This is a genomic window from Pantoea vagans (genome assembly GCF_001506165.1).
Taxonomy (GTDB): domain Bacteria; phylum Pseudomonadota; class Gammaproteobacteria; order Enterobacterales; family Enterobacteriaceae; genus Pantoea; species Pantoea vagans_C.
The window spans coordinates 1,405,911-1,418,829 of the sequence record NZ_CP011427.1 but is presented as its reverse complement, the minus strand read 5'-3'; the positions used below and the strand labels follow the sequence as shown (position 1 = coordinate 1,418,829).

Sequence of the window (12,919 nt, the reverse complement as noted above, 5' to 3'; positions counted from 1 at the left end):
ATTTGCACCACATTTATCTGTCACGTTAATAAGCTAATGCAGAAAGTATGCCAGCCCAGTGAAAAATAAAAATGCGTAAAAAACACGCCAAAAAAATTTTCTGCCGTATTGTTGAGCGAAATTTTGCGGAATTGCCGAAGGAATAAACAGATGATTTACTTCACAAAATTCGTGCATCGCAGCGGTGCAGCTCGCATGAAACTTGCACTAAAACGGGGATGGGTGGGAAAAGTATGACGGCGCGCACAAAACAAAAAGCGCCGTTAACCTGAGGCCATCGGCGCTGTTTTTATTTTGGTGCGCATTAATGCGCGCCCTACTGTAGGGTCGTCATTTATGGCGACCGATATTTACAGGCTCCCCATATGAAATGTTTTCTGCTCCAGATACTCTTCAATTCCATAGCGCGATCCTTCGCGCCCTAATCCGGATAATTTAATTCCACCGAAAGGAGCCGCATCTAATGAAATGGCACCGGTATTAAAACCGACCATGCCAAATTCCAGAGACTCCGCCACGCGCCAGGCACGCCGTATATTCTCGGTGAAGAAATACGCACCCAAGCCGTAAGGCGTGTCATTCGCCATGCGAATCGCTTCTTCTTCGGTATCGAAAACAAATAACGGTGCCACCGGACCAAAGGTTTCTTCATGCGCAATACGCATAGTGCTGGTGACATTGCCCAACACCGTTGGCTCGACAAAAGTGCCGTTTGGCGCACCGATGCCGCCGTGCAACAAGGTTGCCCCCTGACTGAGCGCATCATCAATATGACTGTTAACCTTCTCGACGGCACGATCGTTAATCAGCGGACCCAGGGTGCTGCCCGGCTCAAAGCCATCACCGACTTTTAGGGTAGCAACCGCTGCCAGCAGTTTTTCACTGAAACGTTCGTAGATGCCGCGCTGCACCAGAATGCGGTTGGCGCAGACACAGGTCTGTCCGGCATTGCGGAACTTACTCGCCATCACGCCTGGGATGGTGACATCCAGATCGGCGTCATCAAACACTATCAGTGGCGCATTGCCACCCAGTTCCAGACTGAGGCGCTTGATGCTATCGGCACTTTGTTGCATCAACAGCTGACCTACACGGGTTGAACCGGTAAAGGAGATTTTGCGCACCGTACGGCTGGCCGTGAGTGCACTGCCGATCTCTGTCGGTAGCCCGGTCAGCACTTGCAACACGCCGGAAGGGAAGCCCGCTCGCTCTGCCAGCACCGCCAGTGCCAGTGCAGAGAGAGGAGTGAGTTCAGAAGGCTTGACGATGATCGGACAGCCTGCGGCCAGCGCAGGGGCCACTTTACGGGTGATCATTGCAATCGGGAAATTCCACGGTGTTATCGCCGCTGCGACACCCACTGGCTGCTTTAATACCAGAATGCGACGATCTTCACTCGGTGCCGGGATGGTGTCACCGTAGATACGACGCGCTTCTTCGGCAAACCACTTCACAAAGCTGGCCCCGTAGAGCACTTCACCTTTGGCTTCTGCCAGCGGTTTGCCCTGTTCGGCGGTCATGATGATCGCCAAATCATCGGCGTTGTCGATAATCAGCTGATGCCATTTTTCCAGCAGCGCCGCACGGGTGGCATTAGGGGTTTTACCCCAACTGACGCGCACCGACTCAGCATAATCTATCGCCTGCTCGGTTTCAGCCGCACCCAAGGCGGGAATGGTGGCAATCTGCTGCTGGGTGGCGGGATCGATAACCGGCAGCGTGGCCCCCGCGTGCGCATCCTGCCAGCATCCGCCAAACAACGCCTGCTGGCGCAATAACTCTGCATCTTTCAACTGAATTCGCGACATGTTCATCCCCTGTGTCCTGTTCATTTCACTTTATCGTGACGTGACAGCGCAGGATGTTTTTCTGGGGGATGGAATCAAAGCAGGTGTGTGTTTTGCGGCGGGAAAAGAAATTTTATGCTGTATCAGGTCGCCACGAATGACGACCTGACAGGTTAAATCTGGAAATCGATGGCCGGCTCGGCTTCGCTTTCGTAAGAGAGCGCCTGACGTTTGATCTCCTCCAGCGACAGATTGGCATTACATAACTCAAGAAACTGCCAAACATAGTTGCGCTGCAGCTGACCGCGCTTCAAACCGAGCCACACGGTGTTGGCATCGAACAGGTGATGCGTATCGATTTTCACTAAATCTTCACCGTCGTAAATGTCACAAGCCTGGTCAGCCAGAATACCGACACCCAGCCCTAACTCAACGTAGGTTTTCACCACGTCCGAGTCCTGTGCGCTGAGGACGATATCGGGTTTGATGCCAGCCGCCTGGAAAGCGCGATCCACACGTGAACGACCGGTAATTCCTTGCCGATAGGTGATTAATGGATGGCGGCTCAGGCTGGCCAGCGTCACCGGCTGATGCTGCAGCAACTCGTGGTCGTGCGGCACCAGCAATGAGTGATGCCAGCTGAACCATGGGAAGGCCGCAAGGCTGCTGTTATTCACCAGTTGCTCGGAGGCAATGCCAATATCCGCTTCACCGGCCAGCAGCATGGTGACAATCTCCTGCGGCGAACCCTGATTCAACTCCAGACGCACATTCGGGTAGAGCTGACGAAACGCTTTGATCACCCGTGGCAAGCTATAGCGCGCCTGGGTGTGCGTGGTGGCGATGGTTAACACGCCGCTGGTCTCATTGGTAAACACATCCGCCAGGCGACGCACCTTTCCGGCTTCATCGAGGATGCGTTCAGCAATGGTTAACAGCGCCTTGCCCGGTTCGGTCATCCCTAACAGTCGCTTGCCGCGACGAATGAAGATCTCGACACCGAGTTCATCTTCCAGATCGCGAATATGGCGACTGACCCCGGATTGCGAGGTAAAAAGCGTATTCGCCACTTCTGTCAGGTTGAATTCGCAACGTGCCGCTTCGCGTATAATTTTAAGTTGCTGGAAATTCACACCCTTTCTCCTGTTTCCTGCCCTGTTTCGTCCATGTTATGAAGTTGGTGTGATTGCAACAAATAATAAAAAACGGTGTGTTATGCGGAATAGTAATAAGGGGAGGTGTTTACGGGCTCGCTAAGGCCTGCGCTTAATCCATATCGGCAGCGGCGCAATTTACCGCGCAATAAATTGCGTAATGCTCGTCAGTTAAGTACTCAGGCTGTTTATTGATAAGCGGCCTTTCTTTTCCGTGCGGGCTCTGCCGCCACTACTGCCCCCTCTGGGCCGTCCTCGCGCCGCTAAAGCGGTACCTTCGACTTCCACGTCGTGCCGGACGGACCGTTCGCGGATGACCATCCATGGTCGGCCGCGAACTGCCCCACGCCTCCCCGCGTGGGGCTCCTGGCCCAACGTAAAAGTCTCAGCGCTGCGGATAGCCCTGAGGGGGCAGCAGAGGCGTCATAGCCTCAGACAATGTGCCCTTTTTGACAACGCGCATTGAAGCTAATGAGCCGGCTGGGGCCGCTCCGGGGCTGGCATTCCGCAGCGCTGAGCTGAGCGAGTATGCCAGGAGAGCCCGCAGGACGCGGGCGAAAGGTGGCGCTGGAACATGGATGTTCCATCGGCACCGGTCCGTAAGGCAGACGAGTGAAGTGAAGGTACCGCGTAGCGGCGCGAGGACCGCCAGCCCCGGTGCGGTCTCAGACGGCGTTATCGTCTGCCGCTTAACTGACATGCATTACGCAATAAATTGCGCCGCTACAATTTACAGCCAGTATTTCGACACTTAACCCACTAACATCAACTCGCGTTCTTCGGTCATCGGCTTATTCAGCAATGACAGCAGAATATTTTTCACCGCTTGTGCGGATGGTGAGAGTGGTAAACGTGCAGAGATGTTCAATGACAAAGGCAGATTCAGTGACGGGCTGTTAATACGCGCCATCCACGCATGAGTTGAACTTACCAGCGCACGAGCCGCTGACTCTGGCAGCACGGTCACGCCCATACCGCTGGAAACGGCGGCTGTCAGCGTAGAGATTGACTCAATCTCACCGATAATTTTCGCGCTCAGGCGGCGCAGAGAAAAGGCTTCATCAACACGTTTACGCACGGCGCTGTAATCACGTGGCAGAAACAGATTCATCTGCGCGACATCAGCCAGATCGACGGTGGCTCCCGGACAAGCCGTCGCGCCCACCAGATAGAGTTCTTCTTTCATCAAAGGAATACTGTTGATGCCTGCCGTCGGCGCACGATCGTACAGCACCGCCATATCCAGCTGGCCGTTCATCACTTTTTCATTTAATGAAGTGCCGCTGTTTTCATGCAGATAGACCAGCACATCGGGGAATTGCTCACGCACGGTTTGCAGCAGAGGCATAGTCAAAGACGATGCCGCCGTACCCGGTGCCAAGCCAATGGATACCTGACCATTCAGTGCCTGACCGGCATTAATCACTGCGGTCTGCGCCTGCTCACACTGACGTAAAATTGTGCGGGCATGAGCATAAAGAATTTTACCGGCTTCGGTTGGCGTGACGCCGCGTTTGGTGCGGATCAGCAGTTGCTGATCGAGTTCATTTTCCAGCGTTGCAACTTGCTGGCTAAGCGCAGGCTGCGCGATGTGCAACACTTCTGCTGCCTGAGTCAGGCTGCCGATATCGACGATTTTTACAAAGTACTTCAGTCGTCTTAAGTTCATATTGCCTCCGTCAATCCCCGAATGCCCAAATATGGGTGTCTCAGCCTGCTGGCTTGTGTTCATGAAGTTGCAATATGCAGGCCAGGTTTATTCCGCACGCAAAAAAGGCTATCCAGATTATTCCTAACGGCCCGGAAAATAAGCCTTTCTGATTACCTCGAAGGAGTTAATAAGCTCAATGCATGACCCGAGGTGTTTAAAAAGAACCCACCTTGCACTCTATTGGTGCACAAACTGCGTATCAGATGTGCAAAAAAGTGATGACCAACAGCGCTGGTATGGTGCAGATGTGGCAAAAAATGAGCAGAAAGGGGCAAATCGAAAGCAAACGCGGGGAAAAGAACAGGATCAACCAGTGGGAAAACTTATTGTGAGAGAGAGGGAAGCGTGCGAAAGAGATTTACAATGTGTTCATCACATACCGATACGCAAAATAATTCGCGCTGTAGCAAGGCGGCAAGCTCGTTTAGCCCTGGGAGCATAGTTCACTATGTGACCAGGGTAAACGGGCGTAGCCAACGCAGCTAAAGTGCGAAGTATGAAGCGTATCCCGATACGCAAAGTCATTCGCGCTGCAACAAGGCGGCAAGCTCGTTTAGCCCTGGGAGCATAGTTCACTATGTGACCAGGGTAAACGAGCGTAGCCAACGCAGCTAAAGTGCGAAGTATGAAGCGTATTAGCGTTTCTTGCGGTTTCTGTGCATATCGATGGAAACTGCCGCTACGATAATGATGCCCTTAATGATGTCCTGCACGTAGGCATCGACACCCACAAAGGTGAACCCGCTCTTAATCAGACCCAGGATCACCGCACCAATCAGCGTACCAGTGATGCGCCCTACGCCGCCCATCAGGCTGCTACCGCCGATAACCGCTGCGGCAATCGCATCCAGTTCATAGGCCATACCCATGCTTGACTGGCCGCTACTGACACGTGCCGCCAGCACCACACCTGCTAAACCAGAGAGCGCACCGGCGATGGTGTAAACGATGATCAGGTATTTGTTGACGTTGATACCGGATACTTTGGCCGACGTCATGTTTCCGCCAATCGCATAGACATATTTGCCGTAGCGCGTATGTTTCAGGGCAATGTGGAACAGGAAGGCCACCACCAGGAAGATAATCACCGGCATTGCGCCCTGGCCGATGGAGGTGAAACCATCTGACAGGAAGCTGATCGGGTTACCCTGGGTATAATACTGCGCCAGACCACGTGCCGACACCATCATGCCTAGTGTGGCAATGAAAGGAGGAATCCCGGTTTTCGTAATCAGGAAACCGTTCATTACACCACACAATAAACCCACACCAATACCGGCCACAATCGGAATCACGGCTGGCAGGTTAACTAATGACGGATACATCGGTGACAAGCTGTCCGAGGTTTGCGCCAGACTGGCCGCGACCACCGCGGTCAGTGCGATGACCGAACCGGATGACAGATCGATACCGGTGGTGATGATGACTTGCGTCACCCCCACCGCGATAATCCCGATAATGGCCACCTGTAGAACGATCAGAACCAGGCGGTTGGTGTTGAGCAGGAAAGATTGGTCACGGACGTACCAGCCTGCAATTTCGAAAATCAAAGCAATCCCTAACATCACCACAAAGATGCCGGTATCTTTCGGCAACTTATGGCGCAGGTTGCCAAAGAAGGAAGTCGATTCTGCGGCCTGCGGGGCCGTAATTTTTACGTTACTCATAGATGTCTCGCGCCTCACTCGGATGCCAACGACAAAATGGTTTCCTGATTGGCCTCTTCTTTATCGAGGATGCCAGTTATACGCCCGCCGTGCATCACCATCACGCGGTCGCTCATACCAAGAATTTCAGGCAGTTCAGAGGACACCATAATGATGGCGACACCCCGGTTTGCCAGTTCGCTGATTAAGCGATAAATCTCGGCTTTTGCCCCGACATCAATACCGCGTGTCGGTTCGTCGAGGATCAGGATCTTCGGTTGTGCCAGCAGCCAACGCGCAATCAGCACCTTCTGCTGATTACCGCCACTGAGGTTGTTGATGATCTGATCCATGGTCGGCGTTTTAATATTGAGTTTGCGGATCTGCTCCATGCAGTCCTGCGCCATCTTCATGTGGCTAACGAAACCAGCTTTACTGACGTAATCCGGCATGTTGACGATGCTCATGTTCTCCATCACCGACAACACCAGGAACAGCCCGGATTTTTTACGGTCTTCCGTCAGGAAGGCCATACCCTTTTCAATCGCCGTTGACGGCGAATCAATCTTCACTGGCACGCCATCGATCAGCACTTCCCCGCTGTCGAAGCTTTCCATACCGAATAAGCTTTCCATCACTTCACTGCGTCCCGCGCCGACTAAACCCGCCACGCCAAGGATCTCGCCTTTGCGTACCGTGAAGTTAATGTCGGTGAAACGATCTTTGCAGGTGAGGTTACGCACCGTCAGCACGTCTCCACCGATTTCACCGTTGAATTTCGGGAACAGTTGCGTGAGTTCGCGTCCCACCATCTGGGTAATCAGCGACTGGCGGGTAAATTCAGTGGTGTTGTTGCTACCCACCCATGTGCCGTCACGGAAGATGCTGATTTCGTCAGTAATGGTGAAAATCTCATCCATTTTGTGACTGATATAAATGATGGCTTTACCCTGCTCGCGCAGGTCACGGATGATGGTAAACAGATGCGCCACTTCAGTTTCCGTCAGTGCCGAGGTCGGTTCATCCATAATCACAATGTCAGAGTTCCACGACACCGCTTTGGCAATTTCCACCATCTGCTGGGCGGCGATACTCAGTTCACCGACCATGCGATCCGCCTTGAGGCGGATGTTAAGTTTGTTGAGCAGTTCCTGCGTTTGCTTATTCAGCAACGCATGGTCAACAAAGCCGTACTTCATCGGTTCGCGACCAAGCCAGATGTTCTCGGCCACAGTCATATAAGGCACCAGATTCAGCTCCTGGTGGATCATCGAGATCCCAGAACGCAACGCGTCCATGGTGTCCTGAAACTGAACTGGCTCCCCTTTAATGCGGATGGTGCCCTTATCGGGACGATACATCCCGATCAGGCATTTCATTAAAGTGGATTTGCCCGCGCCATTTTCACCCATCAGGGCATGTACCGACCCCGGTTTAATTCGCAATGAGACATTGTCGAGTGCCTTCACTCCGGGGAAGAACTTGCTGATGCCTTCGGCTTCAAGCGCAAATGCGGTCATACATCACCTCCGTACGGCTGAGTCGGGAACGATTATTTCTGGTTACGAGATTCGAACTGCGCCATGTTGTCTTTGGTGATCAGCTGGTAAGGGATGTTGATGATCTTTTCCACTTTCTCGCCATTCGCCAGTTTAATCGCTGCCTGAACTGCACCTTCACCCTGACCTTTCGCATCCTGGAACACGGTGGCAACCATCTTGCCGTTCTTCAGCATCTGCAAGGCATCCGGTGTGCCATCCACGCCAGCAATCAGGATGTGGTTCGGGTTTTTACCCAGCGCCTGCAGGGCACCGATGGCCATCTCATCGTTGTTAGACGCAATCGCCTGGATATCATCACCGGCGGTGAGCCAGTTACTCACCACATCCACCGCGTCGTTACGGGTGAATTTGGCGGTCTGTTTCTGTACCACTTTAATGCCTGGGTATTTAGCGACCACCGCTTCAACCCCTTTGGTACGGTCACGGGTGGATTCGTTAGCGAGGTCGCCCATCAGAATCGCGACGTTGCCTTTGCCGTTCATTGCTTTGGCTAATGCTTCCATCTGTAAACGCCCCGCCAGTTCAGAATCCGAACCGACATAGGCCATTTTGTCAGTCAGTTCGCCCGCTGGTTTACGGTTCACGAAGATCAGTGGAATGCCCGCTTTGGTTGCCGCATCCATCACCGGTTTAACGGCGTTGGTATCAACCGGGTTGACGATGATGGCGTCAACACCCTGACCAATGAAGTTCTGTACCTGTTGCAGCTGCTGTGAAACGTCGCCTTTGGCATCTTCTACCTGGCCTTTAATGCCATCTTTGGTCATCTCTTTCTGCATACCGGTACGCAGAATCGTGAGGAAGTTGTCATCAAACAGCGCCATTGAAACGCCCACCTGAAGGTCTTTCGCCATTACTGCGGCAGGTAACATGCAAGCTAACAGGGAAGTCACTAACGCTTTTTTGAATTTCATGGGTAACCCTTCTTATTCGTTAACATGCGCAGTTGGCTGATACGACGAATGAAAAAAATTTTTTACATTCACTCAACGTCGCTGGCGTTATTTATCTGGTTGTAGAGGTAAGGCTTCTGGTCTAACGCTATCGATTCCGTACAGCTCCTTGTTGCAACATCTTCCTTATCAACAAGTTATTTTCAAAATGATGTTTCAGGACTGGAAACTCGTTTCGCCCGTGATGATAAGCAGTTCATTTGTTTCATCTGATCATCATTTGAAATTTTCATCATAAAAGCACTGAAATGATTGTTTTAAAATCGGCAAATAACAAAACTTTGACACGCCTCTAACATCTCAAAGGAAATGCGCTTAAAGTGAGATCTTGTTGGCAGTTTGAAATCTGCACATTCAAGGCAGAAAAGCAGCATTCCGCTGCTTTTACGCGCACTTAAACCAGAAGTGTGCGATAGGGCTTTGACAACGCAGATCGGCATCGCTAATATGCGCCTCGTTCACACGATTCCTCTGTAGTTCAGTCGGTAGAACGGCGGACTGTTAATCCGTATGTCACTGGTTCGAGTCCAGTCAGAGGAGCCAAATTCAAAAACCCCGCTCAGGGAAACCTGAGCGGGGTTTTGTCTTTTGGGAAGGCCTTTCTTGGCAGTAGTAATCGTGTTGGCTAATACATAGTCCCGTCACAAACTCAGCCTAATGAGATGTTTTGTGGTGATAATCGCTAAACAACAAACTCAAAATGCGACCCGTCAGGCAGTTCAACATCCAGGCGGAGCTTGCCACCAGCTGCTTCAACATAACGTTTTAGAGTGGAAAGTTTGAGATCGCGCCCTGGTTTTTCCATTCCAGCCACCGTTGGTTGTTTGATGTTTAGCGCCTGTGCCATTTCCACCTGCGTTTTGCTTACACGTTCGCGTAGCTCTGCAAGATGTATATTCAGCAGAATGTCTTCAGCAATGACGTTGGCATCCGCGACCACTTCAGGTTTTTCAGCCGTAAGAATCTGTTCGAGTGTTCTGCCCATCACATTACTCCTTAAATTCGCTGCGATTGAGATGTTGAGTAAACTCTTGATCTGCTTGTGTAATCATCTCTTTATAAAATCGTTTTTCATTGCCAGCCTTATGACCAGCGCAAAGCAAAATACCTTTTCGCCATGGATCAAAAGCATAAAAAGCCCGAATGGGACTGCCTTTGCTCTGTACACGCAACTCTTTCATATTGCTGTAGCGCGAACCTTTAATTGTGTCTGCATAAGGCCTGCTTAATCCAGCCCCTGCCTGCCGTAAAACCAACATTGCCGCGATGACACATGCTCGATCCGTGTCGCCTGGCGTCATTAACCATTGATCAAAAGTGTCTGTTGTTATTATCTGCCACATGATACGCCCTCATCGATATAGGTCAAATGCTATATAGGTTCAATGCGATAGGCAGTGTGGTCGGGTATTGCCCAGAGGGCATCTGTTCTGAAATGATTTGTGGAGCAGGTTTCCAAAAAAAAGCCCTTCCCGCTGTTCTGGAAGGGCCTTCTTAAAGCAAGCGATGTTAGTCGGTGACTTTAGGTAGCGGAGCCAGCTCCAGGCTGCTGCGGAAGTCATTACCTTGATAGTCGGTATCCAGCAAATTGCGGCGGCGCAGTTCGGGCAGCAAGCCATTCAGTAGTAAATCTTGCTGATCGGGATTACCCAAGCCGTGCAATGAGATCACATCTAATACGCCCGCGTGGTAGCGCTGTTCAATGGCATCGACAAGCTGTTCCGGCGTACCGGCAACAAACCAGTGCCCGGTCTCTTCGGCTTTGATGATCAACTCACGCAATGTCAAACCTTCCAGTGCATACTGCCGGAAGATGGCGGCACGTCCCTGGCGCCGATGTACCTGTTCCAACTGCGGAATTAACGTGCCGGGTAACGGTTGGTCCAGCGGCACTTCACGCAGATCGACTTCCCCGCCCAGCATATCCGCTACGCGCAGCCTGCCCTGCTCGTAGTTAATTTTCTCGTGTTTATCCCGTAACCGACGCGCCACATCCGCCTCACTGTCGCCAATGATGGCGTGAAATGAGTTCATGATCAGAGGGGGATTCTGTTCGCGGCCAAAACGACGTGCACGCTGCTGAACATCCGCGACAAATTGCTGTGCCGCCTCGAAGGTAGGCTGCGAAGTGTAAATCACCTCAGCATAGCGTGCGCCCAGCGTCACCCCCGCCTCGGATTGCCCGGCCTGAAACTGCACAGGACGTCGCTGCGGCGGTGGCGGCACATTGAGTGGACCGGCCACCTGGAAGAAGTCGCCCCGATAGTGAATGGGATGCAGCTTTTGGTGATCGAGGCGGATACCACCGCTGGCCGTGCGCTGCACCGCTGCACGTTCGTTGGCGTCATACAGGGCATTCATCACTTCAATAAACTCGGTGGCGCGCGCATAGCGCTCCTGCGGAGGCGGCAGCTGGCTTTCACCGAAGTTCTCTTCACCGACTGATGAGGTCACAGCGTTCCATCCCGCACGGCCGCCGCTGATATGGTCCAGGGTGCCAACCTGACGCGCTAAATGATAGGGATGCAACCAGCTGGTGCTGACGGTGGCAATCAAGCCAATCTGCGATGTCACCTGGCTTAACGCGGCCAGGGCAATCAATGGGTCCTGGGTGCCGGTGGTGCCAGCTAAGCCCACCGGATCGGCCTGCAACAAATCTGCGGTGAACAGCCCGGTAATTTTCTCGCGCTCGGCGATTTTCGCCAGCTCGATGGCGCGCGCGATCCCCACGCCCGGCTGGATGTCATTGCCCGCTGAAATCACGCTGCTGGCACCGACTAAAGTTTTCAATTTTCTACGATGAGTTTGTGACATAACGATCCCCTTTAGGCCTGGCGCACAAAATCGGCTTTAACGGCGTGAAGCGTATCGGCATCAATAAGCAGACGTAATCCGGTGCGGGCCAGCGTGCGCGCACCGATCAGCAATGCCTGATAACCGCGTTCAGAATTGGCCGCTTCCCGGAACGGCACGGTATGGAAAATCAGATCGTCGGGGCCGATCTTTAGCCAAGGGTGCGCAGTCGGCACCGCGTGGCTGATATCCCCGGCATCGGTCGAGACTTTATTGCGTTGTGGCGACAGATCTACCTCTTCACCGGCTGCACGCAACGCTTCCAGCAGCAGCGCATCCAGCGCTGGATTGCGTTTGAAATCACGTGGACCAATTTGATGATCAATCTCCACACGTGTTCCGGTGGCCAGCGCCACGCCTTCTGCAATCGCGCGCAGGCGTGGCTCAATTGCTTCCACCTGCTCACGGCTATCGGCACGGATGTAGTAGTGCGCTGCCGCGTATTCTGGGATCACATTGGGGGCCTGGCCGCCATCGGTGATAATGCCGTGCACACGCACACCATCGGGCAGTTGCTGGCGCAGGACGCTGATGCCGTTATAGAGCAGCACCAGTGCATCCAGCGCGTTGATCCCTTCATGCGGCGCACTGGCGGCATGCGAGGGTTTGCCATAGAAATGGAAGTAAAGATGGTTGTTTGCCAGTGTGGCTTCCGTGAGACGCGTTTTGCCAGCGGGATGCACCATCAGCGCCGCATCCACATCCTCCAGTAACCCGGCCTCAACGAAACGCTTCTTCACGTTGCCTTTGGGCCCGCCCGGCCCCGCTAAGCCGCCCTCTTCTGCTGGCGTACCCAGCACCACGACGCGGCCACCGGTCTGATCCAGCACCTGAGACAAGGCGATCGCCGCGGCCACGCTGGTGGTGCCAATCAGGTTGTGACCGCAGGCATGGCCAATACCGATTAACGCATCGTATTCAGCGAGAAAGGCGATGGTCGGTCCCGGTTTACTGCTGGCCTTCACCGCGTGAAAGGCGGTTTCATGGCCGGCAACATGTCGGGTGACCTCAAATCCCTGAGCGCTGAGTAAGTTGGTCAGTTGCTCACTGGCAAAGTATTCATTGTTACCGGTTTCCGGCCTGGCAAAAATTGATTGGGCCACGGCGATATAGTCGGCGCTGTGTTGTTCGAGATGACTTTCAAGCGTGAGCTGAAGTGTGTTCAGCGGCATAACGGATTCTCCTGAGGCAAGGCAAGACGTTGCCATCACTCTAAGCGCGTTAGCTGCTGATGTTTAAAAAGAAATAGTGAT

At 53.0% G+C, this 12,919-nt stretch carries 10 protein-coding genes and 1 tRNA gene; 1 reads left to right on the top strand and 10 read right to left on the bottom strand.

Translation table 11 applies throughout. The features are described 5' to 3' along the window. Nucleotides 1–350 precede the first annotated feature (350 nt). The 6 genes from LK04_RS06540 to LK04_RS06515 all read right to left on the bottom strand — a co-directional run bounded on the left by LK04_RS06540 (nucleotide 351) and on the right by LK04_RS06515 (nucleotide 8,774). Nucleotides 351–1,808, bottom strand: coding sequence for an NAD-dependent succinate-semialdehyde dehydrogenase (locus LK04_RS06540; RefSeq protein ID WP_039336675.1), 1,458 nt, complete (start codon nucleotides 1,806–1,808; stop codon nucleotides 351–353). Nucleotides 1,809–1,960: 152 nt separating this feature from the next. Continuing rightward, a complete protein-coding gene (gene cbl / locus LK04_RS06535; protein ID WP_039336659.1) occupies nucleotides 1,961–2,920 on the bottom strand; it encodes an HTH-type transcriptional regulator Cbl in 960 nt (319 codons plus the stop codon). Nucleotides 2,921–3,692: 772 nt separating this feature from the next. Next, nucleotides 3,693–4,610, bottom strand: a complete 918-nt coding sequence (nac, locus tag LK04_RS06530; protein WP_034824624.1) for a nitrogen assimilation transcriptional regulator NAC — start codon at nucleotides 4,608–4,610, stop codon at nucleotides 3,693–3,695. Nucleotides 4,611–5,287: 677 nt separating this feature from the next. Next, nucleotides 5,288–6,319 (bottom strand): ABC transporter permease, encoded by a 1,032-nt coding sequence (locus LK04_RS06525; protein WP_039329049.1) that lies wholly within the window; start codon nucleotides 6,317–6,319, stop codon nucleotides 5,288–5,290. Nucleotides 6,320–6,333: 14 nt separating this feature from the next. Continuing rightward, nucleotides 6,334–7,818, bottom strand: coding sequence for a sugar ABC transporter ATP-binding protein (locus LK04_RS06520; RefSeq protein ID WP_039329050.1), 1,485 nt, complete (start codon nucleotides 7,816–7,818; stop codon nucleotides 6,334–6,336). A gap of 32 nt (nucleotides 7,819–7,850) precedes the next feature. Further along, the gene (locus LK04_RS06515) at nucleotides 7,851–8,774 is read right to left on the bottom strand and encodes a sugar ABC transporter substrate-binding protein (RefSeq protein ID WP_039329051.1); all 924 of its coding nucleotides are present in this window, start codon (nucleotides 8,772–8,774) and stop codon (nucleotides 7,851–7,853) included. Between the two features lie 506 nt (nucleotides 8,775–9,280). On the opposite strand from LK04_RS06515, the gene LK04_RS06510 reads away from it, so the two are divergent. Continuing rightward, a tRNA-Asn gene (locus tag LK04_RS06510) sits at nucleotides 9,281–9,356 on the top strand. A gap of 139 nt (nucleotides 9,357–9,495) precedes the next feature. On the opposite strand, the gene LK04_RS06505 is transcribed toward LK04_RS06510, so the two are convergent. The 4 genes from LK04_RS06505 to LK04_RS06490 form a co-directional block, all read right to left on the bottom strand. Continuing rightward, a complete protein-coding gene (locus tag LK04_RS06505) occupies nucleotides 9,496–9,798 on the bottom strand; it encodes a helix-turn-helix domain-containing protein (protein WP_039329052.1) in 303 nt (100 codons plus the stop codon). Nucleotides 9,799–9,802: 4 nt separating this feature from the next. Next, a complete protein-coding gene (locus LK04_RS06500) occupies nucleotides 9,803–10,156 on the bottom strand; it encodes a type II toxin-antitoxin system RelE/ParE family toxin (protein WP_039329053.1) in 354 nt (117 codons plus the stop codon). Between the two features lie 166 nt (nucleotides 10,157–10,322). After that, nucleotides 10,323–11,627, bottom strand: coding sequence for an NtaA/DmoA family FMN-dependent monooxygenase (locus LK04_RS06495; protein WP_039329054.1), 1,305 nt, complete (start codon nucleotides 11,625–11,627; stop codon nucleotides 10,323–10,325). Nucleotides 11,628–11,638: 11 nt separating this feature from the next. Beyond that, nucleotides 11,639–12,838 (bottom strand): M20 family metallopeptidase, encoded by a 1,200-nt coding sequence (locus LK04_RS06490; RefSeq protein WP_039329055.1) that lies wholly within the window; start codon nucleotides 12,836–12,838, stop codon nucleotides 11,639–11,641. Between the last annotated feature and the right edge of the window lie 81 nt (nucleotides 12,839–12,919).

Excerpts from the sequence above, each read along its gene's own strand:
- LK04_RS06540 (WP_039336675.1), bottom strand. The coding sequence starts at position 1,808 with ATGTCGCGAATTCAGTTGAAAGATGCAGAGTTATTGCGCCAGCAGGCG.
- nac (WP_034824624.1), bottom strand. The coding sequence starts at position 4,610 with ATGAACTTAAGACGACTGAAGTACTTTGTAAAAATCGTCGATATCGGC.
- LK04_RS06525 (WP_039329049.1), bottom strand. The coding sequence starts at position 6,319 with ATGAGTAACGTAAAAATTACGGCCCCGCAGGCCGCAGAATCGACTTCC.
- LK04_RS06520 (WP_039329050.1), bottom strand. The coding sequence starts at position 7,818 with ATGACCGCATTTGCGCTTGAAGCCGAAGGCATCAGCAAGTTCTTCCCC.
- LK04_RS06515 (WP_039329051.1), bottom strand. The coding sequence starts at position 8,774 with ATGAAATTCAAAAAAGCGTTAGTGACTTCCCTGTTAGCTTGCATGTTA.
- LK04_RS06505 (WP_039329052.1), bottom strand. The coding sequence starts at position 9,798 with ATGGGCAGAACACTCGAACAGATTCTTACGGCTGAAAAACCTGAAGTG.
- LK04_RS06500 (WP_039329053.1), bottom strand. The coding sequence starts at position 10,156 with ATGTGGCAGATAATAACAACAGACACTTTTGATCAATGGTTAATGACG.
- LK04_RS06495 (WP_039329054.1), bottom strand. The coding sequence starts at position 11,627 with ATGTCACAAACTCATCGTAGAAAATTGAAAACTTTAGTCGGTGCCAGC.
- LK04_RS06490 (WP_039329055.1), bottom strand. The coding sequence starts at position 12,838 with ATGCCGCTGAACACACTTCAGCTCACGCTTGAAAGTCATCTCGAACAA.